Below are 22168 nucleotides of genomic sequence, written 5' to 3' on the forward strand. Positions count from 1 at the left end.
ATAAATAAAGCACAGTTAGTTGATAGTAGGAACGGCTTGAAATTTTGATAAATAAAAGATATTTGTTTTTTGTATTTGTTATAGGCTATTGGTTGATTATTAATTTTGATAAAAATATATAAGGCCGTCTGAATACTAAGTTTTCAGACGGCCTTAATTCCCCTACAATAACGAAAATTTATTTTAGAGAGATTAAATAATGCAATACCGTATCCGTCGAGCAGATGATGATTCTTCTACGTCATCACATCAGTCTAATGAAAGTTGGGAACGCAATACCTTGCGCGATGTATTGCTTGAAGCCTATAAAGAGCAACGTCGTGGTCGTCTTTGGCGCAATTTCTGGCGTATTGTGTGGGTATTAATTTTCTTATCGCTGCTTATCAATGTAAGATCGTGCAGTGATTCGGAAAAATCATCCGGTCACGGGCGATTTGTGTCTGCTGCCGGTGAGCATACGGCAGTCATTTCGCTGACGGGTGAAATTGGGAATGAATATGGTGAAGATCAGGTTGAATTGTTGCGTGAAAGTTTAGAAGCGGCATACAGTAATTCGGACGTGAAAGGGATTATTATCCGTGCTAACAGCCCGGGCGGCTCTCCGGTGGTTTCCAATACGGCATTTAATGAAATCCGCCGCTTGAAAGCCGAACATAAAGATATTCCTCTGTATGTGGTTGCCGAAGATATGTGCGCATCGGGTTGTTATTATATTGCTTCGGCTGCCGATAAGATTTATGCGGATCCTTCCAGCTTGGTCGGCAGTATCGGTGTGATTGGTGGTGGTTTTGATGTAACGGAGTTAATGGATAAACTCGGTATCAAACGCCGCTTGAAAATTGCCGGCAGCAATAAAGGTATGGGTGATCCGTTTACGCCTGAAACGCCTGAGCAGGCGAAGATTTGGGAAGGTATGTTGACCGATATTCATCGTGAATTTATTAATGCAGTAAAACTTGGTCGTGGCAAGCGTTTGAAAGAAAAAGAAAATCCTGATTTGTTTAGTGGTCGGGTTTATAGCGGTACCGAAGCTAAAAAAGTTGGATTAATTGATGATTTCGGTAGTATTTATACGGTTTCGCGAGATGTTATTCAGGCGCCGGAAATGGTAGATTATACGGTTGAAGAAGATGATTTCCGTAAGTTATTCAGACGCGGTTTGCGTTCTGAGGTTTCGTCAGCCATAGAGGCAGTTAGCAACCGTCTTTGGTAATTGATTCAGTTAATTTGAAGAAGGCCGTCTGAATTTTTTTCAGACGGCCTTTCTGTTGTCGGTAAGATTCAAATGATTTAAAACGGTTGGTTGTTAAATTATCGGATTAAATGATTTTCAAATTAAGGTGTTTCCCTTGTTTTGAATATACATTGATTTCTTTAAGATAATCACGTATTTTGTCTGATGACACAAAAAAGCTTGAATAATCGGTTGCCTGAATATGGAATTTTTTTATTACAAAGATTCAAAAAGGGCTTGAATTTACCGCTTAAAGCCTTATGTTGCCTTTCGTTCAAATGAGAAATGTTGTGTTGTCCAAAACATGACATTGCATTTTTTAAATAACCTGAATTTAGGTATTTGTTTTTCAATTATTTTATTTGGAGCATACTCATGACCATCCGTCCTCTGCACGACCGCGTAGTTGTTAAACGCTTGGAAGCCGAAGAAAAAACCGCTTCCGGTATCGTATTGCCCGGCTCAGCTGCCGAAAAACCCGATATGGGCGAAGTGATTGCCGTAGGTGCCGGCAAAGTAGGTAAAGGCGGTGAGCGCCGTCCTTTAGATGTTAAAGTCGGTGACAAAGTGATTTTCGGCAAATACAGCGGTCAAACCGTGAAAGCCGACGGTGAAGAGCTGTTGGTAATGCGCGAAGAAGACATTTTCGGTATTGTCGAATAAACCATTATTATTGAGTAAAGATTATTATTAATTTCAAAAATATCAAGAAAATCGGGTTGGTATCTGCCGGTCTGATGATTGCGGCGTGTGCTACCCATATACCGGCCTCCGGCTTTTATGCAGACGAAAGTTATGCAAAACGCAGCGAAGGGTATGATTGGGTCGGCATCGATATTGCGCAAATAGACAGAGAGCACTATCGGGTAACGGTAAATTCCCGCAGCGATACCAATAGACCGACTTGTTCGGGCAACTTTACCGCACGGGTAGTCGGCAGGGATACTTTGCAGGTGGATAGTGAGCAGGGCCCTTTTCAGTTGGTATTCGGAAAAGATTCTTTAACAATAGATTCCGAAGAAGACGACAGAATTCTATATTATTTCTGTCGGGGTGGTGCTTCGCTTATCGGCGAATATCATAAATTCCGATAATTTTCTTATTTTCAGTTTAGTGCAAGCTTATTTAATTTTAGGAGTAATAAAACATGGCAGCAAAAGACGTACAGTTTGGTAATGAAGTCCGCCAAAAAATGGTAAAAGGTGTGAACGTATTGGCGGATGCCGTTAAAGTTACCTTAGGCCCGAAAGGCCGTAATGTTGTGCTTGACCGTGCATTCGGCGGCCCGCAAATCACTAAAGATGGTGTGACTGTCGCCAAAGAAATCGAATTGAAAGACAAATTCGAAAACATGGGCGCACAAATGGTGAAAGAAGTAGCTTCTAAAACCAACGATGTGGCCGGTGACGGTACCACAACCGCAACCGTATTGGCTCAAGCCATTGTGGCCGAAGGTATGAAATATGTAACTGCCGGTATGAACCCGACCGACCTGAAACGCGGTATTGATAAAGCGGTTACTGCGTTGGTAGACGAATTGAAAAACATTTCAAAATCTTGCGAAACTTCTAAAGAAATCGCCCAAGTAGGTTCGATTTCTGCCAATTCCGACGAACAAGTCGGCGCGATTATTGCCGAAGCGATGGAAAAAGTGGGCAAAGAAGGTGTGATTACCGTAGAAGACGGTAAATCTTTGGAAAACGAATTGGATGTTGTAGAAGGTATGCAGTTCGACCGCGGTTATCTGTCTCCTTACTTCATCAATGATGCCGAGAAACAAATTGCCGGTTTGGATAATCCTTTTGTGTTGTTGTTTGATAAAAAAATCAGCAATATCCGTGACTTGTTGCCAGTGTTGGAGCAAGTGGCCAAATCAAGCCGTCCGTTATTGATTATTGCCGAAGATATCGAAGGCGAAGCCTTGGCGACTTTGGTTGTGAACAATATCCGCGGTATTCTGAAAACCGTTGCCGTTAAAGCCCCGGGCTTTGGCGACCGTCGTAAAGCCATGTTGCAAGACATCGCTATTCTGACCGGCGGTACTGTGATTTCCGAAGAAGTCGGTTTGTCTTTGGAAAAAGCCACTTTGGAAGACTTAGGCCAAGCCAAACGCATTGAAATCGCTAAAGAAAACACAACCATTATCGACGGCTTCGGCGATGCGGCACAAATTGAAGGCCGTGTGGCTGAAATCCGCCAACAAATCGAAGTGGCAACCAGCGATTACGATAAAGAAAAACTGCAAGAGCGTGTGGCCAAATTGGCCGGCGGTGTGGCTGTGATTAAAGTAGGTGCGGCTACCGAAGTAGAAATGAAAGAGAAAAAAGACCGCGTTGACGATGCACTGCATGCAACCCGTGCTGCCGTTGAAGAAGGTATTGTAGCCGGTGGTGGTGTGGCTCTGTTGCGCGCCCGTGCTGCTTTGGAAAACCTGCATACCGGTAATGCCGACCAAGATGCCGGCGTACAAATCGTATTGCGTGCCGTTGAATCTCCGCTGCGTCAGATTGTGAAAAATGCCGGTGGCGAGCCTTCAGTTGTGGTAAACAAAGTATTGGAAGGCAAAGGCAACTTCGGTTACAACGCCGGTAATGATTCTTACGGCGATATGCTTGAAATGGGTGTATTGGATCCGGCCAAAGTAACCCGTTCCGCATTGCAACATGCCGCCTCTATTGCCGGCTTGATGCTGACTACCGATTGCATGATTGCTGAAATCCCTGAAGATAAACCTGCTATGCCTGATATGGGCGGCATGGGTGGTATGGGCGGCATGGGCGGTATGATGTAATACTGCTTGTGCTTGGCTCTATGCTGAATAAAAACCGCATATTTTTGAATATGCGGTTTTTATTTCTATAACAAAAAAAGTTAATTTAAGGCCGTCTGAAATATATTTCAGACGGCCTTTTTATTGCTGTTTGATATGATTACATATTCATCATGCGCACAAATACATCTTCTAAATCGGTTTGCGGTAATGAGAGGTTTTTAACTTCAATGCCTGAATATTTTAGCGTTTGCAAAACAAAGGCCAATTGGTCGTAGTCATCCAGTTTCAACACAACCGAACCGTTTTCTTCAGATACCAACCAATGTCGTAAATTATCAGGTAGATTGCCATTAATTAGGAGTTCGGCACATAGTTTTTGCTCCGTGTGCAGCAAATTGGCAGTGTTATCCAATGCTACCAACTCGCCTTGTTTCAGCATGGCAATCCGATCGCAAAAGTTTTGTGCTTCTTCGAGATAGTGGGTGGTTAGAATCACCGTGTGGCCTTGTTTGTTCAGGCTCTCGATAAATACCCATAAGCTTTGTCGCAACTCAACATCCACACCGGCAGTCGGCTCGTCGAGCACGATAACGGGTGGGCGGTGAACCAGGGCTTGTGCCACCATTACCCGCCGTTTCATACCGCCGGATAGATTGCGTGTGTTGGTGTGGGCTTTGTCGGCAAGGCCGAGATTTTCAATAATTTCTTCAATCCAATCATCGTTTTTTCTAATACCGAAATAGCCGGATTGGAGCCGTAATGTTTCGATGACGGTAAAGAAAGGATCGAATACCAGTTCTTGAGGCACGACGCCTAAGTTCATACGGGTATTGCGGCTATCTTTAACAACGTCATAGCCCATGACTTGAATCGTGCCTGAGGTAAGGCGGCTTAAGCCTGCCATAGCAGAAATTAGAGTGGTTTTGCCGGCACCGTTGGAGCCGAGCAGGCCGAAAAATTCGCCTTGATTAATATCGAAGCTGACATCTTTCAGTGCGGTAAAGCCGTTAGGATAGGTTTTAACAGCATTTTGAATGTGTATAGCCGGTTGCATAATGATTTCCGGTTTTCAGACGGCCTGTTTATGGTTTGAGGCCGTCTGAAAACATTTTGATAAATAATAAAAATAGTATTGTGTGTGGTTGGTGTATCAAACTATTCGTTTGCTTATTTTATACGCGCAGCTTCCAGCCGGATTTTAATAAAGCCAATACAAAAACAGCCAATACGGCAGCTGCAGTAGCAACTACAGTTAAAGACAGCCACGGGGAAACGTCTGAGACACCGAAAAAGCCGTAGCGGAAGCCGTCGATCATGTAAAAGACCGGATTGAAATGGCTGACACTACGCCAGAATGGCGGTAGGCTGTTAATGGAATAAAATACGCCCGATAAGAACGTTAGCGGCATAATCAGGAAGTTTTGAAACATGGCCAATTGGTCGAATTTTTCAGCCACAATCCCAGCCAGTAAACCGAATATCCCCATAATGAAACAGCCTAATAGGGCGAAAGTCAGTATCCATGAGATATTATGTGGCATAGGTAGGCCAAACGGTGCGGTAACGGCGACTACGCCGAGGCCGACCAATAGGCCGCGTAATACCGATGCGCCGACATAGGCCGAGAAAAAAGCCGGCACCGACAGCGGCGGCAGCAAAATAAACACTAGATTGCCGGTGATGCGGGATTGAATCAGGCTGCTGGATGCGTTGGCAAAGGCGTTTTGTGTCATGCTCATCATAGCCAAGCCGGGAATCAGGAACGCATTGTAGGGAATATCGGGTAGGGCTTCGATATGCCGGCCGACGGCATGGGAAAAAATCATTTGATAAAGCAGTGCGGTCAGCATGGGGGCGGCAACGGTTTGTAGGCCGACTTTCCAAAAACGCAATACTTCTTTTTTAAACAGGGTATAAAAACCGATCATTTTGGTGTGATTTCTTTTATGTTTGTAGCTATTTGAATATAGGCCGTCTGAAAGGCAAGACACTCCTGTTATTCACTTGGTGTGCTATTCAGACGGCTATTCTTAGATGTGTGGTAAAAAAGTTAACCGACTTTATCGCCCGGCTGTGCGCCTTCGTGTACATCCAGCAGGCGCAGTTTGCCGTCGGCAGTGGCGGCGGAAAGAATCATGCCTTCGGACATGCCGAACTTGGCCATTTTACGCGGCGCAAAGTTAGCCACGGCAATCACCATTTTGCCGTTAAGTGCGGCAGGTTCGGGGTAGCTGGCGGCGATGCCGGAAAAAATAATCCGCTTTTCAAAGCCGAAATCCAAATCGAATTTCAATAGTTTGGTGCTGCCTTCGACCGCTTCGCAGTTCAATACTTTGGCAACACGCATATCGATTTTCATAAAGTCGTCGAAGCTGGCTTGTTCGGCCACGGGTGCATATTTTGATTCTTCGGCAGGTGCGGCTTCGGCGGCGGCCTGCATGCTTTGTTTGTTGGCGTCGATTAAATCATCCACTTGTTTTTGCTCCACTCGTTGCATTAGGTGTTCGTATTTGTTAATGGCGTGCCCTTCGGGCAATACGGTTGCGGTATCTGCCCAGCGCAGGCCGTTTAGGTTGAGGAAAGCGGCGGCACGTTCGGCCACTTTCGGCAACACGGGCGCCAGATAGATACTCAAAATCTTAAAGGCATTAATCAGTTCGCTGCATACTTCGTGCAGGCGTTGCTCTTGACCTTCCTGTTTGGCCAATTCCCACGGCTTGTTGGCATCAACATATTCGTTAACGGTATCGGCCAGTGCCATAATTTCGCGCAGGGCTTTGGCGTATTCGCGGTTTTCAAAATCGGCGGCAATAGCATCGCTTTCCGCAGCCAGTTTTTGAATCAATTGGCTGTCGGCAACATCTTTCAGACGGCCTTCGAAACGTTTGGTAATAAAGCCGGCGGCACGGGCGGCAATATTCACATATTTGCCGACCAAGTCGCTGTTTACGCGGGTGATAAAGTCGTTCAGGTTTAAATCGATGTCTTCGATTTTGCTGTTGAGTTTGGCCGCAATGTAATAGCGCATCCATTCGGGGTTGAGGCCGCCGTCCAAATAGGATTTGGCAGTGATAAACGTGCCGCGCGATTTGGACATTTTTTGCCCGTCCACGGTTAAAAAGCCGTGGGCAAACACGCCGGTAGGGGCGCGGTGGCCGCTGAATTTCAACATGGCAGGCCAGAATAAGGCATGGAAATAGAGAATGTCTTTACCGATAAAGTGATACATCTCGGTTTGGCTGTCGGCTTTGAAATATTCGTCGTAATTCAAACCAATACGGTTGCATAGGTTTTGAAACGAAGCCATATAGCCGACCGGGGCATCCAGCCAAACATAAAAATATTTACCGGGTGCGCCGGGAATTTCAAAACCGAAATAGGGGGCATCACGGCTGATGTCCCAATCGGATAAGGTTCCGTTGCCGTTTTCATCCGTGCCCAGCCATTCGTTCATTTTATTTAATGCTTCGGCTTGCAGGTGCGGTTGGGTACGGTCGTCTGAAAGGGTAGTGGTTCCTGCCGTCCATTCTTTCAGATAATCGGCACATTCGCCCAGCTTGAAGAAGAAATGCTCGGATGTTTTCAGTACGGGGGTGGCGCCGGATACGGCAGAATAAGGGTTAATCAGCTCGGTCGGGCTGTAAGTGGTGCCGCAGACTTCGCAGTTGTCGCCGTATTGGTCTTTGGCATGGCATTTGGGGCATTCGCCTTTTACAAAACGGTCGGGCAGAAACATGTTTTTTTCAGGATCGAACAGCTGTTCGATTACACGGCTTTCGATTTTGCCGTTGGCTTTCAGTGCCAGATAAATCTGCTCGGAAAGGGCTTTGTTTTCAGGTGAGTGGGTGCTGTAATAATTGTCGTAGCCGATATGGAAGCCGGTGAAGTCGGCCAGATGGGCTTCGCGTACTTGGGCAATCATATCTTCGGGGGCGATGCCTTGTTTTTGTGCGGCCAGCATTACCGGCGTGCCATGAGTATCGTCGGCGCAGCAGTAGTAGCATTCATGGCCGCGGATTTTTTGGAAACGCACCCAGATATCGGTTTGAATGTGCTCGACCATGTGCCCTAAGTGAATGCTGCCGTTGGCATAGGGTAGAGCGGAAGTAACAAGGATTTTGCGTGTCATGGTTTGGTGTGTCTTGTATTCGGATGGGTAAAATAAACAGTATAACAAAGAAACCGATGCATTCCACGAATTGCCGGACGATTGTTGCGCTGATGTGGCTTGAACGGCGGAAAGGCCGGTCGGCGGCCTGTGGGGATAACGGTATTGTTCCGGATAATAGGGAATGCGGTGTGTTGCTTTATATATGTACGATAAAAAACCCACTTGAGTAAAGTGGGTTTTTTGAATTTGGTTGCGGGGGCAGGATTCGAACCTACGACCTTCGGGTTATGAGCCCGACGAGCTACCATGCTGCTCCACCCCGCGCTAGATTTGAAAGTATATGCCGGTGCAAAAGTTTTGTCAATGATTAATTGTATTTTTGTTACAACCGTTCGGCGCACCTGTTATCGGATTACTGTATTGAAACGTGCATGCCTTGTTTATTTATCCGGGTTTCAGACGGCCTGATTCTGTTGGAACAAAGCCTTTATCTGTTCGCGCTGTTCGGCATGGTTCACAATGGGGTAAGGATAGCCATGCGTATCAATACTTTCTTTTGCCAGCCACGGGGCATGGATAATATCTTTACCCAAATGTGCCAACTCGGGGATATAACGGCGGATAAATTGTCCGTCGGGGTCGAATTTTTGCGATTGCAACACGGGGTTGAAGATGCGGAAATAAGGTTGTGCATCGCAACCTGTGCTGGCCGACCATTGCCAGCCACCGTTGTTGGCCGATAAATCGTAGTCGATTAATTGCTCGGCAAACCATGCTTCGCCTAGTCGCCAGTCGGTTAACAGGTCTTTCACCAGAAAGCTCGCCGTTATCATGCGCAGGCGGTTGTGCATCCAGCCGGTGCTGGAAAGCTGACGCATGGCGGCATCGACAATCGGAAAGCCGGTTTGCCCTGTTTTCCAACGCTCGAACCATTCGGGATTATTCGGCCATTTGATGGCACGGTATTCGGGGCGGAAGCTTTGGTATGCAGTTTCGGGGTGGTGAAACAATACTTGTTTGAAAAATTCGCGCCAGATTAATTCGCTCAGCCATACGTTTGCCCCTTCGCTGTCGGCCTGTTTGGCAAGGTAAACCAGATGGCGGGGGGAAAGCAGGCCGTGGCTGAGATAGGGCGATAGGCGGCTGGTGCCTTTTTGTGCGGGGAAGTCGCGACTGAGGTGGTAGGTGTCGATGTGTTCGAGAAACCGGCCGAGTTGTTTTTGTGCTTCTGCTTCGCCGCCGGGAAATAAGGTGTTTTGATGGGTGAAGCCGATGGTTTCCGGTTGGGGCGGTATCGGGGTGCGGCGTGCGGCATCCGGCAGTTTGGTTTGTAGTGCCGATAAGGCGGCCCAATCATCGGCGGGTTGCCAGTGGCCGAAATATTGGGTGTAGGTTTGCAACCATGCTTTTTTATAGGGGGTAAACACGGAATAGGGGCGGCCGGTGTGGGTCATCACGGCGGCTTTGGGCAATAAGACTTGGTCGTCAACGCGTATCAATGTGCAGCCGGCTTCATCGAGTGTACGCCAGATAGCATTGTCGTGTGCAGCGGATTGGGGTTCGTAGTCTTCGGCGCATACCACGGACGTTGCATGGAGTTGCGCCGCCAGTTTGGGAATTTCCTGTTCGGCTGAGCCGTGCAGAATATAAAGCGGGATATGCTTTTCGTTTAAGGCCGTCTGAAAAGCGTTCACGCTGTCGTAAATAAAACTGGAACGGCGGGGGTTGGTTTTTAGTAAAGGATCGGCGGTATTGTCGAAAATAAATACGCCGACAACGGGCAGTCCCTGACGTATGGCAGTTTGCAGGGCTGTGTTGTCAAACAGGCGCAGGTCGCGGCGGAACCAGATTAGGGTAGTAGGTTGCATAAGGCCGTCTGAAATAAAATGGGTTGGCAAATATTGTAAAGCGTTTGGCGACATATTGCGTATAGGGTTAGCTGATAATCATCAATTTGCTTGCTAAATAAAAATAAAAATGCCAAACTGGGTTTAAGTATCTAAATAAATATTATAAATTTTTTAATTTTTAGAATTAAAACATAAAAAAATAAATAATTAAGCAATTTAATGCTTAAAAAAGGAGGAGAAGTGACTGCTGCTGCCTGTATCTATACCGCACGAGAAGCCGATTCGGATGGTTTCATTCATTATCCGACCGAAGAACATCAGGTTTGGCATGATCTGATTGTGCGCCAACAACGTAACCTGCCCGGGCGTGCCTGCAACGAATATCTTGAAGGGCTGGCCAAGCTGGCGTTGCCACACGACCATATTCCCCAATTGGCCGATATTGATGCCGTATTGTTAGAAAATACAGGTTGGCGTACCGCGCCGGTGCCCGCGCTGATACCGTTTGGCCGTTTCTTCAAATTGCTTGCTAATAAAGCGTTTCCCGTTGCTACGTTTATACGTCGGCGCGAAGACTTCGATTATATTCAAGAGCCGGATATTTTCCATGAAATTGCCGGCCATTGCCCGTTGCTGACCCATCCGGCTTTCGCGGAGTTTAATGAAATTTATGGCAAACTCGGATTAGATGCCGATAAAACCGAAAGAGTGTTTTTGGCCAGACTGTATTGGTTTACCATTGAATTCGGCTTGGTCGGTCTCAATCCGGCAATGCGGCGTATTTATGGTGGTGGTATTTTAAGCTCGCCTTCGGAAACCGAATATGCTTTGAGCGGAAAGCCGGAATATCGTGAGTTTAATATTTCCGATGTTTTGCGCACGCCTTACCGTATCGACCGCATCCAGCCGATTTATTATGTGCTTGATAAGCTGGATACATTATTCGAAGTGGCCCGGAGCGATATAATGGGCGAGGTGCATAAAGCCATCCAAAAAGGCTTATTCGAGCCGCATCCGAGTTTGGCTGATTGAACACAATTTGGATAAGGCCGTCTGAAAATCATTAAGGCGGATTCAATCATATAAATAGTTAATGAAGGAGAAAACAGATGAACGATTTGGCCAAACAAGCCTGCGAAGCCTGCCGTGCTGATGCGCCTAAAGTCAGCGATGAGGAACTGGCGCAACTGATGAAATTGATTCCGGAATGGCAGCCGGTAGTAGTGGACGGCGTATTGCAATTACAACGGCATTTTAAATTTAAAAATTTCAAACAGGCGATGGCGTTTACCAACCGTTTGGCCGACTTGGCAGAAGAGGAAGGCCATCATCCGGGCATTCTAACCGAGTGGGGCAAAGTAACGGTTACTTGGTGGTCACACAGTATTAAAGGTCTGCACCGTAATGATTTTATTATGGCGGCGAAAACCGATACATTGGCGGCCGTCTGAAAAAAACGCTATCATTCGGTTTACCACATACGGCAAATATTCTTTGCCGTATTTTATTTATTTTTGTGTTCAATCACATAAAACTGCTTAATATACGCTATTTTGATTTAAGGCCTGATATAGGCCGTCTGAAAGGAAAACAATGAATTTTTACCGTTTCTGCCAACGTACCGCTGCCGTTTCACTGGCTTTATGGGTTGCCGCTTGTTCTACAACCGACATGGAAAATGTGGTTCGCAGCAAGTGGAGCAGCATCGGCACCACATCAGACGGCAATATCAAAGCTTATATTGATAAAAACAGCATCAGTAAAAACGGCAATCTGGTGACCTTCCGTGACCGTAAAATCGTGGTGGATCAGGATAAAGAACGTTACGTCAACACGCCGCGTTATAAAACCGCTATCGGTACATGGGAAATGCATTGTGCCAATAAAACCTACCGTTTAACTGCTTTGCAGCTATTGGATGAACGTGGTACGGTTGTGGCTAATGAAAACTACACTGCGGTTGACTTACGCCCGATGAGCGTAATGAACGGGTCGGTGACTGAAAAACAATTCGAGCAAGTGTGCGGGCAAAGCCTCTAGATTTCAGACGGCCTGACTTTATTTAAATATCTATTTGAAATATATTTGAAAATTTTTGAAACCGATGATGTGTTGTATCTTGGTAAGTTTGAGCAGAGTCGGGTAAAAAGTTTCATGCTTTCTTTTACGGGTGTCTGGTATAGTAAAAGATAGACTATGTGAAATAGGGCGGAATGATGGGTAAAAAACTCAGTTTCATCCATTGTGCAGCCGCCTTTATTTACAATAATCGCCTTCCCTGATGCTGTGGGTTTTCACCGTTGCAGACAGGGTCGCCGTCTTGAAAATGCCGTTTACAGCCTCAAAATTGTTTTGACAAGGCTTCAGACGGCATCATATAAATAATATATAAGCACAGTGAACCTATATTTATTTCAGATGGCCTTCCATCTGAAAATTTATTTGTGCGTGAAGTAAAAGACTTTAAAAGGGAAACCGGATTATGGCAAAGAATTTATTAATTGTGGAGTCGCCCTCCAAAGCCAAAACGTTGAAAAAATACCTCGGCAGCGATTTTGAAATCCTCGCTTCCTATGGACACGTGCGCGATTTGGTACCGAAAAACGGTGCGGTCGATCCTGATAACGATTTTGCCATGAAATACCAATTGGTCGCCCGCAACAGCAAACACGTTGACGCCATTGTTGCCGCTGCCAAAGAATCCGAAAACCTTTATCTCGCAACTGACCCGGATAGAGAAGGCGAGGCTATTTCATGGCACTTGCAGGAAATCTTGAAATCCAAACGCGGTTTGAAAAATCTCAAGCCGCAACGTGTTGTGTTTCATGAAATTACCAAAAATGCCGTTTTAGATGCCATCGCCCATCCGCGGGAGTTGGAAGAAAACTTAGTGGATGCGCAACAGGCGCGGCGCGCATTAGATTATTTGGTCGGCTTCAACCTTTCACCGCTGTTGTGGAAAAAAATCCGCCGCGGCCTGAGTGCCGGCCGTGTACAAAGCCCGGCCCTGCGCCTGATTTGCGAGCGTGAAAACGAAATCAAAGCTTTCGAAGCGCAGGAATATTGGACCGTTCACCTCGACAGCCATAAAGGTCGTAGCAAATTCACCGCCAAACTGGTGCAATGGCAGGGCGAAAAGCTGGAACAGTTTTCCCTGCCCGACGAAGCGGCACAACAAGCCGTTTTAAACGGGCTGACCGATAAAGAAGCCGAAGTTGCCAACATTGAAAAGAAAAAACGCAGCCGCAACCCTGCTGCCCCGTTTACCACTTCGACTATGCAACAAGATGCCGTACGCAAACTCGGTATGACCACCGACCGCACCATGCGAACCGCCCAACAGCTTTATGAGGGTATTGATGTCGGGCAGGGCGCAATCGGTTTGATTACCTATATGCGTACCGACAGCGTTACCCTGTCGGATGAAGCTTTGGTGGAAATCCGCCATTATATTGAAAACAAAATCGGCAAAGAATATCTGCCCGCCGCTGTCAAACAATATAAAACCAAGTCGAAAAACGCCCAAGAAGCGCACGAGGCCATCCGCCCGACTTCGGTTTACCGCACCCCCGAAAGCGTAAAACCTTTCCTGAGTGCCGACCAATTCAAGCTTTATCAGATGATTTGGCAGCGTACCGTTGCCTGCCAGATGACGCCTGCAAAATTCGACCAAACCACCGTTGATATTGCTTTGGGCGAAGGTGTTTTCCGCGTTACCGGCCAAGTGCAGACTTTTGCAGGTTTTTTAAATGTGTATGAAGAAGGCACTGACGATAGCGACGAGGGCGAAGACAATAAAAAACTGCCCGAAATGAAAGAGGGCGACAAACTGCCTGTCGATCAGCTTTATGGCGAACAGCATTTCACCACCCCGCCGCCGCGCTTTAACGAGGCTACGTTGGTGAAAGCGTTGGAAGAATTCGGCATCGGCCGCCCGTCGACCTATGCCAGCATTATTTCCACATTGAAAGACCGCGAATACGTTACGCTTGATCAAAAACGGTTTGTGCCGACCGATACCGGCGAAATTGTGAATAAATTCCTAACCGAGCACTTCGCCCAATACGTGGATTATCACTTTACCGCCAAGCTGGAAGACCAACTTGATGAAATCGCCACCGGTAAGCGCCAGTGGATTCCGGTGATGGATAAATTCTGGAAAGGCTTCAGCAAGCAGGTTAAAGAAAAAGAGGGCATCGAACGCGCCAAGATTACCACGGAAGAACTGGACGAAATTTGTCCGAAATGCGGCAATCACAAGCTGCAAATCAAGTTCGGCAAACGCGGCCGCTTTATTGCCTGTTCCGGTTATCCCGAATGTGATTACACCCGCAATATCGGGGAAACCGCCGAAGATGCCGCGAAAGAGGCCGAAGAACCAACAATAGTCGAAGGCCGTGAATGCCCGAAATGTGGCGGACAGCTAGTGTATAAAAAAGGCCGTTACGGTAAGTTTATCGGCTGTTCCAATTATCCGAAATGTAAACATATCGAACCTTTGGAACCGCCGAAAGACACCGGCGTGGCGTGTCCGAAATGCGGCAAAGGCCACTTAATCGAACGCAAATCCCGCTACGGCAAACTGTTTTACAGCTGCAATACTTATCCCGATTGCGATTACGCCGTATGGAATCCGCCCATCGCCGAAACTTGCCCCAACTGCAAATGGCCGGTATTAACCATTAAAACCACCAAACGCTGGGGTGTAGAAAAAGTCTGCCCGCAGAAAGAGTGTGGTTGGAAAGAGCAAATCGAACCGCCGGCACCGAAAGGTTCGAAAGTAGCCGAGTAACTTTTTAAAATAGTTGTTTAAAGGCCGTCTGAAACCGATATTCGTTTCAGACGGCCTTATATATTGCACCCCCATGAAAGGGGGTATTTTTACATAAACACCCCTTGACAAGTTTATTAACCGACTTTTGAAAGGGGTCTCAAATGTCATTAACTTTTTATACTGTTACGCCTGAATCAAAACAGTTTCCCAAGTCGTACATACTTCAAGTATTCAACGAAACACAAGATGATGAAGTCGTTTGTGTTCAGACGGTTAACTTCCCTATTCGAAACCCAGCACTTCCCAACAAGGTATTGAACGAAGCCCATGCTTGCGGCCGAATGCTCGTTAACAAAATCATGAACGCGAATATAGCGCGCATGGGGGGGCTGTAATGGAAGCTGCCCGTAAATACCGCATCAAACCAAACCCCGACCGTTTCGGCGGCGGGTGGAATCTTCAGCTTATCCAAGCAGGCAGAATCATTAAAACGCATACAGAACCGCACAACAAATACCCGCAAGGTTTTGAATTTGATGGGAAGAAACACTATGACCTTTCATTCCTTGCGTGCAAATTGAATGGTGAAACGTGGGTTTCAGATGGGGGTATGCCAGTATGAAACGCCGTTGCCCCGAATGTTTGACTTACCGCCATCCGTCCGCCTTTTCAGGCGGTATCGGTTGCGTCTGTGATGTGTGCGCTGCTGCGGCGCAAAGCGCGAAGCGCGGCGCGCTTCCTTGTCTTAATAGTAATAACTGCATTGGGAATCATGCTGAAAGCATGATTAGTAACAAAAACAAGCAATTACCCGAATTTCATGAAAGGTTAAAAAAAGAAGCTGACAAAAAAAGCGCAAAACTGAATGAGTTCAGTACATCGCACAAAAAATCAGCAACGGCTTTAGAGCTGAACGTTCATCAATTCATCGAAACTTTTGGCATAAATCATGTTGGTTTCCTGACGCTTACTTTCGCTGATGATGTGCAAGACGTGAAAGAAGCAAGCCGCAGATTTCATAGTTTGAGAACAAACTTTTTAAGCAAGCATTTTAAACACTATATCTGCGTGTATGAACGCACCAAGAAAGGAAGAATTCATTTCCATCTGATCGTAAACACCCGTGAAGATATACGTCGCGGCCTGAATTTTGCAGCGATTGCCGCGAGAAACTACACAAGCGCAAACCCCGCATTGCGCCAGTTGTGGAAACTGATACGCGAAAACGTCGGTAAATACGGCTTCGGTCGTTCCGAACTATTGCCCGTAAAGACAAACAGCAAAGGCTTAGCGCGTTATGTGGCTAAGTACATTGCAAAACATATTGATAGCCGCAAGCCTGAAGACAAAGGATACCGCCTGATTAGAACAACGATAGACAAAAAAAGCCTTTGGAAGATTGCAACGTCTAATTTTTCCTTCCGCTCGGTAGGTTCTGCTGAATGGCGGCGTAAGTTGGAAAGCTGGGTTGTCGCTATCGAACCCTATTTAAAACAATATGCTGTTGAAATGAAAGGCTATGAAATACCCGATATAGACCAAGAAAATTACAACATTATTTTAAGCGAAGTAATCAGCCCGAAGTGGGCATTTCTAAACCGTGAAATTATTACCAATTTAGCCTAAGAAAGGATAGCCATGAGTAACGAAAACCAAGACAGACAAGCCCCCGTACAGGGATTATTTATCACTGGGGCATTTGACCGCATGATTGTCAAAGAACGCAAGAATGATGACGGCAGTTATACCAAAACCCATTACGTGGGCATGATTGTTAGAACCGAAACGACAACGAACCTTTATCAGGTTCGCACCAAGACACCCGAAAAATACGCATCTTTAAAACAGAATCAGATTGTAACCCTGTGGGTATTCCCCCGCGCATTTAAAGACAACGTGTATTACTCAGACGAAAGCTAAACAGTAAGTTTTCAAGGTTTAGGCGGTGTACCTTGAATTGACCCCTTAAACACCGTCATTTTTTAAAACCTAATTGAAAGGAATTATCATGAAAAATTTGAAGAAAAAACTGCAATACGGCGTTGCCGTTGTGACTACATCTGCGTTGCCTGCTTTAGCATTGGCGGATGAAAGCATAAATTTGTTGGATATTGTAAAAACTGAAGCTACTGGCCTTAAAGCAGGTGTTTTGGCTATTGGTACATTGGTTATCGGCGTATCCGTTGCCTTTGCCATGATTCGCATCGGTAAACGCGGCTCTAATGCAGTAGGTTAAGGCGCGGTTATGGGTTATCAGGTCGGCAGAATCTGCTATCAAACCTATGAAGAAGCCACAAACGTCTTGATGACCCAAGTTGTGCCGACGATAGACAAAGACGGGGTGCTACATCACCCCGTTTTTAACGGCAAGGACTGGGTTTATAAAGAACAGATAATCAAGCCGACGTATCCGCAATGCGAATATGGAGCGTATGCCAAAGCAGGGAAAGAAATAGGTGTAGGCATGGTATCTGCCATCGCGGTGTTATTGGTGGTCGTTGTGGCGTTAAGGTCTGTTGCATTGATTGAGAGTGAAAGTAATGAAAAATGATACCGGAAATAGAATTTTTACTAGGCTTGCTGCCCGCACTGTGCGTGTCGGTGTGCTTGTGTGTTTTAGCGGTAACGCTGCGCTAATCCCGCTTACGGCATGGGCGGATGTACCACCACCGCCCCCTGCATATCACAAACAGATAGACACAAGCTTTCCGAGTGGTCGGGCGCTGATTAATCAGGGATACGATCCGAAGACAGGCGTGTTAAAGGTACAGGTCGATAACAGCGGCAAGCCGAAAGTGAGCGGTAAAGGCGGCGTGATTACGGGCAGGCAAGATGTAAACGTAACGGTTACCGATACCTATGGTAATAAAGCAAGGATTAAATCAGCAGTTAGTCAAACTGCAAATTCATTAGTTATTGCCGGATATGTAGGTGGTTCTATTGCAAAAGGTATTGATGCTTATGGCAATCAAGCTGTCAATGATGTAAGGGATGGCCGTTATGGCGATGCTATGCGTTCAGCGGCTGGTGTGGTTGCTTCAACTTTAGATGGCCTTTCTGGTGGCGTGCTTTCTTCTGTAACTGGTGTTGCTGACAACATATTGGGCACAAATGCATCAGGGCTTAACCCGTCTGCTAATCCCTCTAGTAGTGTTGATACGGGGAAGCTTAGAGAAGCTGCGGCAAAAGCTGCCTCATCCCAAGCTAAAGCTGAAAGACAAGGCGACGTAAGCGGTGCGGTTGTATCGGCGACAGTAAAAAAAGCGGCAGAAGCTGCTGAAAAAGCGGCATCGGTCGCTGAAAAGATAGACAAAGGAAAAACAACAGAAACTTATTGGGTGGCATCTGCGCAAGGTCAGTATGCCAAATATGGCGATACTCCTGAAAATGCGTGTTCGGGTGAAGCACCGGGTAGCAATGGTTTGAAATTTTTCTATGTTGACGGTTCATGTTTGGGTGGGGTTGATAAGCCGACATGGTTGTGGGGTTTAGAAGCTAAGACGGTTAAGTTAAAGGTACCGGATTTAAAGCAATCTGATGTAAGCCTATCATCTGGTGAGATAGCGGCAATCTTAAAGAACATGGCTGAACAACAGCAAGCTAACCATGAAGAAATGATGCGGCAATTGACAGCGATTGCTGGCAATACAGCAGTACAAAACGCGACCACATCTAAAAGCGTAACCCCTGTTACCGTTTTAACCGATCCATATACACCCGCCGGTTCAAATACACCACAACAAACCGAATTTAGTTTAAAGAGTGACGGCAGTATTTCTGCAAGGTCGATTTCACGTCCAGATTTAGTAGCTGGCAGTTTTCAGGCTCCGCGACGTACTGAAATAGTTAAGAACACTACTTTAAGTCCTGAAAAGCAGCTAACGCCTGAAAGTAGTCAACAGGATACTAATCAGGGAACGACACAAGGCAGCGAACAGGGTACAAATCAGGGAACGACGCAAGGAACCCAACAGGGTACTAATCAGGGAACGACGCAAGGAAGCCAACAGGGAACCACTCAAGGCACTGCACAAGGCAGCAATCAGGGGCAGCAGAATGACAAACAGGATTTTTGCCGTCAAAACCCGAATTCCGCATCTTGTGCCGATTTGGGCGATACCAGTTATGAAGATTTAGATATACCCGAAAAAACCATAGATTTGCAATTTAAGCCGATAGATGTTTTTGCAACCGATGGAACCTGTCCCGCCCCGATTCGGTATGAGTTAGGCTCGCTTGGTAGCTTTGAAATGGGCTATGACTATATTTGCAGCTTTTTGAGAATGATAAGGCCGATTGTCATACTGGGCACAATCATAACCTGCAGCATGATTGCATATAGCGCGGTTAAGGAGTTGTGATATGTGGGGGAAACTCATAACGGGCGTATTAATGAGCGTGGCAGGCAGACTAATTGCCGCACTGGGTTTGTCTTTCGTGTCGTATGTCGGCCTTAATGAAATACAGGGCTACCTGCTGAATCAGGTACAGACGCAAATAGGGGGCATACCGAATGACGCCTTACAACTGGCCTATATAGCCGGAATGGGGGTGGTTTTGAATTGGATATTCGGCACCTTTGCATTTATAGCGTCCATGAAAACCATGTCCAAGCTGTCGGCAGGCATACAAAGAAAATAGAAAGGAATAAGCATGTTGTATTTGATTACGGGCGTTCCGGGTAGCGGCAAAACATTAAAAATGATATCGGATTTAATGAACCGTAAAGACCTGAAAGACAGACCCTTGTATTTGGACGGCATACCAGAAGTAAAAGGCGATATTATTCCGAATCTGCCGATACCAGAGGGCGAAAGTATGCAGACGTGGCACAAATGGGCACCGACTGGCGCAATACTGGTCATAGATGAATGCCAACGCGTATTCAGACCACGCCCAAGCGGTTCAAAAGTACCCGACTACGTGGCCGAATTGGAAACACACCGCCATAAAGGACTAGATATATTTTTGCTGACACAACACCCCCGACTAATTGATATCAACGTTAGAAGCCTGATAGGTCATCATTGCCATATCAGCAAGACTAATCTGGGCGTTAGGCGTATGTTGGAATGGGAAAGTTGTGGCGATCCGACAAGCAAGGCCAGCGTACAAAGTGCCGTAAAAAGCGTTTATACGTTGGATAAAAAAGCATTTGGCGTGTACAAGTCGGCCGAAGAGCATACGAAAATCAATACAAAACTTAGTCGCGTTGTTTATATTACGCCCGTTGTGTTATTGGTTATCATCGCCGCGGCATGGTATCTATATAGCAGTTGGCAAGGATACACAAGCGAAGAAAGCGCGGCACAAGTTGCCGCGGAAGCGGCAAGCCCCGTTGGGGGTGCGGCGGTGGCGGCTCCTGCCGCAAACGACGCAAGCACGGCGGGGCAGTACCCGCCGACGGCAGCCAGTGAACCGGTTACTAAGCCTCATTTGACCGAAGACGATTACAAGCCTGTTATAGACGGCCAGCCGTGGACTGCACCAATATACAACAGTCTTAATAAAAACATACAGACAATGCCGTATCCTGCGGCCTGCGTGAAGAATGGCGACAGATGCACCTGTTATACAGACCAAGCGACGCCGATTAAAGGCATGGATAAAGCTATGTGTATTGATTACGTTGATAACGGTATATACAATCCGTATAAACAAACGTTAGAAAACAGTGTTTCAGCGGATATTCAACCGCCTGTTCAGCCATCTAATCAGGTAGCAACATTAGGCGGAAAGAGCCCGTCTAGTTTGATGTATGACGGTTATGTTGAAGCGGGGGAACAATTTAGATAAGGGGTAGTATGGTTCTTGAGATTGTTGTTGGCGGGGTGATACTTTATGTTTTGTTTAAATGGTTCAATGAATTTGGTATTTTGAAAGTTTTAAAAGAACTTTTGATAGGTGCAATATACTTTCTCATTGTAGCTGTGATTTTATATTTAGTTTATTACCTCTATAACGCCTAACCAAGTCAAGGGGAGAATGTCTGTAAACGATTGTAATGACGAAGTCTTTATAATCGTTTATAGATACCCCTTGACGCCCCGCCCCCTCAAATACGCTCCCTGCTGCACCCGCGGCATACTTGCTGCGGGGGCTGCCACACGGCGAGTGCGGGGTATGGGGTAGCACCCCATAAAAGCGAAGCATTAAGCCCTGATAAATTCAAAACGGATATATCAGGGCTTAGTGTTTGACGAAATGCTAAGTACTGCCCCCGACTTCGTAAGTACGGCCAATGTTAAAGCATGTAGCAAAGATTGAAGCGGGGGCGATTAACAAAAAGAAAGTTTGAACACTATCTAAGGCAAAAAGCCTGTATTCATAAGGTAAAGCAATATGTACTTAGGAATTGACGTAAGCAAAGCAACGATAGACTGCTGTCTGATATCAGGCGGCATTTTTTTTGATCGCCGTTTTACAAACAACACAAGCGGATACAGGAAGCTGAAAGAATGGTTAGACGGCCACAAAGCAACCGAAACGCTGCATTGCTGCTGCGAAGCAACAGGAACCTATTACGAAGCATTGGCGGAATATCTATGCTGTTATTACAAAATGAGTGTAGAGAACCCAAGAAAAATAAAAGGTTTCGGCTCGGCGGTTCTGCAAAGAAGCAAAACGGATAAACAAGACGCCAAACTGATTGCCCAATACTGCAAAGCCATGACTCCTGAAGCATGGCAGCAGCAGTCACCGGAACAAAAACAGTTGCAAGAGTTAACCCGCTATATTGCCCGTATAAAAAAACAACGTGCATCAGAAAGTACAAAACTACAGGCAGCCTCAAGTCATATCAGGCCGCATATTAAAGAAACGATCCAATATTTAGACAGTCTGATAACCAAGCTAAAAAAAGAACTGCAAAACTTTTACAGGCAGAATAAGGAATATCAGAAAAACCGCCAACGCCTGAAAACGATAACGGGTATAGGCGATAGCGCGGCTTCGGTATTGCTCGCGACCATAACGAACAGGTTTCAAAACGCTGGGCAATTGGTCGCCTATTTAGGACTTGACCCGCGCAAGCACCAATCAGGCACAAGCGTTAATGGTAGAAGCCGCATATCGAAAGTAGGGAAATCAGATATACGGGCTTCCCTGTATATGCCGGCTATGGTTGCGTATCGGATGAACGCCTTTCCTGACTTTATAGGCCGTCTGAAAGCAAAGGGGAAGCCGCCGAAGTTAATCATTGTTGCAATAATGCGGAAATTGGTAGTTATTGCGTTTCACCTGCTGAAAAACCAAACGGAATATGACAAAAGCCGTTACAAATAAATAACATAGCTTAACAATGATATATGCAAAAACACCCCGGAAAGGCAGGGTGTGTGGCGATTATTGCCATTTGAATACACAAACGGCATTGACAATACAATACACTATCTTTGCTATACAATACCGTACCATTCAAACCATA

General features: G+C 46.1%; 22 protein-coding genes and 1 tRNA gene. 18 read left to right on the forward strand and 5 right to left on the reverse strand.

All coding sequences use genetic code 11. The annotated features are described in order from the left end of the window. The first annotated feature begins 199 nt into the window (after positions 1-199). The 4 genes from D0T92_RS02290 (at position 200) to groL (ending at position 4025) form a co-directional block, all read left to right on the forward strand. Positions 200-1213: a S49 family peptidase gene (locus D0T92_RS02290; RefSeq protein ID WP_151049837.1), complete on the forward strand. Its 1014-nt coding sequence runs from the start codon at positions 200-202 to the stop codon at positions 1211-1213. A 396-nt stretch (positions 1214-1609) separates the two neighbouring features. After that, positions 1610-1897 carry a co-chaperone GroES gene (gene groES / locus D0T92_RS02295; RefSeq protein ID WP_151049839.1) on the forward strand — a complete coding sequence of 96 codons (288 nt, stop codon included), beginning with the start codon at positions 1610-1612 and terminating at the stop codon, positions 1895-1897. 56 nt (positions 1898-1953) lie between these two features. After that, positions 1954-2328, forward strand: coding sequence for a hypothetical protein (locus D0T92_RS02300; protein WP_225315128.1), 375 nt, complete (start codon positions 1954-1956; stop codon positions 2326-2328). 53 nt (positions 2329-2381) lie between these two features. After that, positions 2382-4025 carry a chaperonin GroEL gene (gene groL, locus D0T92_RS02305; protein WP_151049841.1) on the forward strand — a complete coding sequence of 548 codons (1644 nt, stop codon included), beginning with the start codon at positions 2382-2384 and terminating at the stop codon, positions 4023-4025. A gap of 139 nt (positions 4026-4164) precedes the next feature. Here the strand turns inward: groL and D0T92_RS02310 are convergent, their stop codons facing one another. From D0T92_RS02310 to D0T92_RS02330, 5 genes are all read right to left on the reverse strand, one after another. Then, positions 4165-5061, reverse strand: a complete 897-nt coding sequence (locus tag D0T92_RS02310) for an ABC transporter ATP-binding protein (protein ID WP_151049843.1) — start codon at positions 5059-5061, stop codon at positions 4165-4167. A gap of 118 nt (positions 5062-5179) precedes the next feature. Beyond that, positions 5180-5935: an ABC transporter permease gene (locus D0T92_RS02315; RefSeq protein WP_151049845.1), complete on the reverse strand. Its 756-nt coding sequence runs from the start codon at positions 5933-5935 to the stop codon at positions 5180-5182. A 122-nt stretch (positions 5936-6057) separates the two neighbouring features. After that, positions 6058-8136: a methionine--tRNA ligase gene (gene metG / locus D0T92_RS02320; protein ID WP_151049847.1), complete on the reverse strand. Its 2079-nt coding sequence runs from the start codon at positions 8134-8136 to the stop codon at positions 6058-6060. Positions 8137-8365: 229 nt separating this feature from the next. Further along, a tRNA-Met gene (locus tag D0T92_RS02325) sits at positions 8366-8442 on the reverse strand. A 131-nt stretch (positions 8443-8573) separates the two neighbouring features. Next, positions 8574-9986 carry a cryptochrome/photolyase family protein gene (locus D0T92_RS02330; RefSeq protein WP_151049849.1) on the reverse strand — a complete coding sequence of 471 codons (1413 nt, stop codon included), beginning with the start codon at positions 9984-9986 and terminating at the stop codon, positions 8574-8576. A gap of 201 nt (positions 9987-10187) precedes the next feature. Between D0T92_RS02330 and phhA the strand changes: the two genes are divergently transcribed. The 14 genes from phhA (at position 10188) to D0T92_RS02400 (ending at position 22026) form a co-directional block, all read left to right on the forward strand. Then, complete coding sequence (phhA, locus tag D0T92_RS02335) at positions 10188-11000, forward strand: phenylalanine 4-monooxygenase (RefSeq protein WP_151049851.1); 813 nt, start codon at positions 10188-10190, stop codon at positions 10998-11000. 77 nt (positions 11001-11077) lie between these two features. After that, a complete protein-coding gene (locus D0T92_RS02340; protein WP_151049853.1) occupies positions 11078-11419 on the forward strand; it encodes a 4a-hydroxytetrahydrobiopterin dehydratase in 342 nt (113 codons plus the stop codon). Positions 11420-11561: 142 nt separating this feature from the next. Continuing rightward, positions 11562-12008 (forward strand): surface-adhesin E family protein, encoded by a 447-nt coding sequence (locus D0T92_RS02345; protein ID WP_151049855.1) that lies wholly within the window; start codon positions 11562-11564, stop codon positions 12006-12008. A gap of 442 nt (positions 12009-12450) precedes the next feature. After that, positions 12451-14760, forward strand: a complete 2310-nt coding sequence (topA, locus tag D0T92_RS02350; RefSeq protein WP_151049857.1) for a type I DNA topoisomerase — start codon at positions 12451-12453, stop codon at positions 14758-14760. Positions 14761-14903: 143 nt separating this feature from the next. Continuing rightward, positions 14904-15137: a hypothetical protein gene (locus D0T92_RS02355; protein WP_151049859.1), complete on the forward strand. Its 234-nt coding sequence runs from the start codon at positions 14904-14906 to the stop codon at positions 15135-15137. Continuing rightward, positions 15137-15364: a hypothetical protein gene (locus D0T92_RS02360; RefSeq protein ID WP_151049862.1), complete on the forward strand. Its 228-nt coding sequence runs from the start codon at positions 15137-15139 to the stop codon at positions 15362-15364. The genes D0T92_RS02355 and D0T92_RS02360 overlap by 1 nt, the downstream gene beginning before the upstream one ends. Further along, a complete protein-coding gene (locus D0T92_RS02365) occupies positions 15361-16368 on the forward strand; it encodes a rolling circle replication-associated protein (protein ID WP_151049863.1) in 1008 nt (335 codons plus the stop codon). The genes D0T92_RS02360 and D0T92_RS02365 overlap by 4 nt, the downstream gene beginning before the upstream one ends. A gap of 12 nt (positions 16369-16380) precedes the next feature. Further along, on the forward strand, positions 16381-16662 hold the full coding sequence (locus D0T92_RS02370; protein ID WP_151049865.1) for a hypothetical protein: 282 nt from the start codon (positions 16381-16383) through the stop codon (positions 16660-16662). A gap of 88 nt (positions 16663-16750) precedes the next feature. Beyond that, positions 16751-16978: a hypothetical protein gene (locus tag D0T92_RS02375; RefSeq protein WP_151049867.1), complete on the forward strand. Its 228-nt coding sequence runs from the start codon at positions 16751-16753 to the stop codon at positions 16976-16978. Positions 16979-16987: 9 nt separating this feature from the next. Next, entirely contained in the window at positions 16988-17293 is a 306-nt protein-coding gene (locus D0T92_RS02380; RefSeq protein ID WP_151049869.1) for a hypothetical protein, read from the forward strand. Beyond that, positions 17283-19103 (forward strand): virulence factor TspB C-terminal domain-related protein, encoded by a 1821-nt coding sequence (locus D0T92_RS02385; protein ID WP_151049871.1) that lies wholly within the window; start codon positions 17283-17285, stop codon positions 19101-19103. Before D0T92_RS02380 ends, D0T92_RS02385 begins: the two co-directional genes overlap by 11 nt. A gap of 1 nt (position 19104) precedes the next feature. Next, positions 19105-19383, forward strand: coding sequence for a DUF2523 family protein (locus D0T92_RS02390; protein ID WP_151049873.1), 279 nt, complete (start codon positions 19105-19107; stop codon positions 19381-19383). Positions 19384-19395: 12 nt separating this feature from the next. After that, positions 19396-20538 carry a zonular occludens toxin family protein gene (locus D0T92_RS02395; protein WP_151049875.1) on the forward strand — a complete coding sequence of 381 codons (1143 nt, stop codon included), beginning with the start codon at positions 19396-19398 and terminating at the stop codon, positions 20536-20538. Positions 20539-21084: 546 nt separating this feature from the next. Beyond that, positions 21085-22026 carry an IS110 family transposase gene (locus D0T92_RS02400; protein ID WP_151049877.1) on the forward strand — a complete coding sequence of 314 codons (942 nt, stop codon included), beginning with the start codon at positions 21085-21087 and terminating at the stop codon, positions 22024-22026. The last annotated feature ends 142 nt before the right edge of the window (positions 22027-22168 follow it).

The sequence above is a fragment of the Neisseria zalophi genome, from assembly GCF_008807015.1.
Classification (GTDB): Bacteria; Pseudomonadota; Gammaproteobacteria; order Burkholderiales; family Neisseriaceae; genus Neisseria; species Neisseria zalophi.

Bases quoted from the DNA above. Each gene is read 5' to 3' on its own strand.
- D0T92_RS02290 (WP_151049837.1), top strand. From the start codon at position 200: ATGCAATACCGTATCCGTCGAGCAGATGATGATTCTTCTACGTCATCA.
- groES (WP_151049839.1), top strand. From the start codon at position 1,610: ATGACCATCCGTCCTCTGCACGACCGCGTAGTTGTTAAACGCTTGGAA.
- groL (WP_151049841.1), top strand. From the start codon at position 2,382: ATGGCAGCAAAAGACGTACAGTTTGGTAATGAAGTCCGCCAAAAAATG.
- D0T92_RS02310 (WP_151049843.1), bottom strand. From the start codon at position 5,061: ATGCAACCGGCTATACACATTCAAAATGCTGTTAAAACCTATCCTAAC.
- D0T92_RS02315 (WP_151049845.1), bottom strand. From the start codon at position 5,935: ATGATCGGTTTTTATACCCTGTTTAAAAAAGAAGTATTGCGTTTTTGG.
- metG (WP_151049847.1), bottom strand. From the start codon at position 8,136: ATGACACGCAAAATCCTTGTTACTTCCGCTCTACCCTATGCCAACGGC.
- D0T92_RS02330 (WP_151049849.1), bottom strand. From the start codon at position 9,986: ATGCAACCTACTACCCTAATCTGGTTCCGCCGCGACCTGCGCCTGTTT.
- phhA (WP_151049851.1), top strand. From the start codon at position 10,188: ATGCTTAAAAAAGGAGGAGAAGTGACTGCTGCTGCCTGTATCTATACC.
- D0T92_RS02340 (WP_151049853.1), top strand. From the start codon at position 11,078: ATGAACGATTTGGCCAAACAAGCCTGCGAAGCCTGCCGTGCTGATGCG.
- D0T92_RS02345 (WP_151049855.1), top strand. From the start codon at position 11,562: ATGAATTTTTACCGTTTCTGCCAACGTACCGCTGCCGTTTCACTGGCT.
- topA (WP_151049857.1), top strand. From the start codon at position 12,451: ATGGCAAAGAATTTATTAATTGTGGAGTCGCCCTCCAAAGCCAAAACG.
- D0T92_RS02355 (WP_151049859.1), top strand. From the start codon at position 14,904: ATGTCATTAACTTTTTATACTGTTACGCCTGAATCAAAACAGTTTCCC.
- D0T92_RS02360 (WP_151049862.1), top strand. From the start codon at position 15,137: ATGGAAGCTGCCCGTAAATACCGCATCAAACCAAACCCCGACCGTTTC.
- D0T92_RS02365 (WP_151049863.1), top strand. From the start codon at position 15,361: ATGAAACGCCGTTGCCCCGAATGTTTGACTTACCGCCATCCGTCCGCC.
- D0T92_RS02370 (WP_151049865.1), top strand. From the start codon at position 16,381: ATGAGTAACGAAAACCAAGACAGACAAGCCCCCGTACAGGGATTATTT.
- D0T92_RS02375 (WP_151049867.1), top strand. From the start codon at position 16,751: ATGAAAAATTTGAAGAAAAAACTGCAATACGGCGTTGCCGTTGTGACT.
- D0T92_RS02380 (WP_151049869.1), top strand. From the start codon at position 16,988: ATGGGTTATCAGGTCGGCAGAATCTGCTATCAAACCTATGAAGAAGCC.
- D0T92_RS02385 (WP_151049871.1), top strand. From the start codon at position 17,283: ATGAAAAATGATACCGGAAATAGAATTTTTACTAGGCTTGCTGCCCGC.
- D0T92_RS02390 (WP_151049873.1), top strand. From the start codon at position 19,105: ATGTGGGGGAAACTCATAACGGGCGTATTAATGAGCGTGGCAGGCAGA.
- D0T92_RS02395 (WP_151049875.1), top strand. From the start codon at position 19,396: ATGTTGTATTTGATTACGGGCGTTCCGGGTAGCGGCAAAACATTAAAA.
- D0T92_RS02400 (WP_151049877.1), top strand. From the start codon at position 21,085: ATGTACTTAGGAATTGACGTAAGCAAAGCAACGATAGACTGCTGTCTG.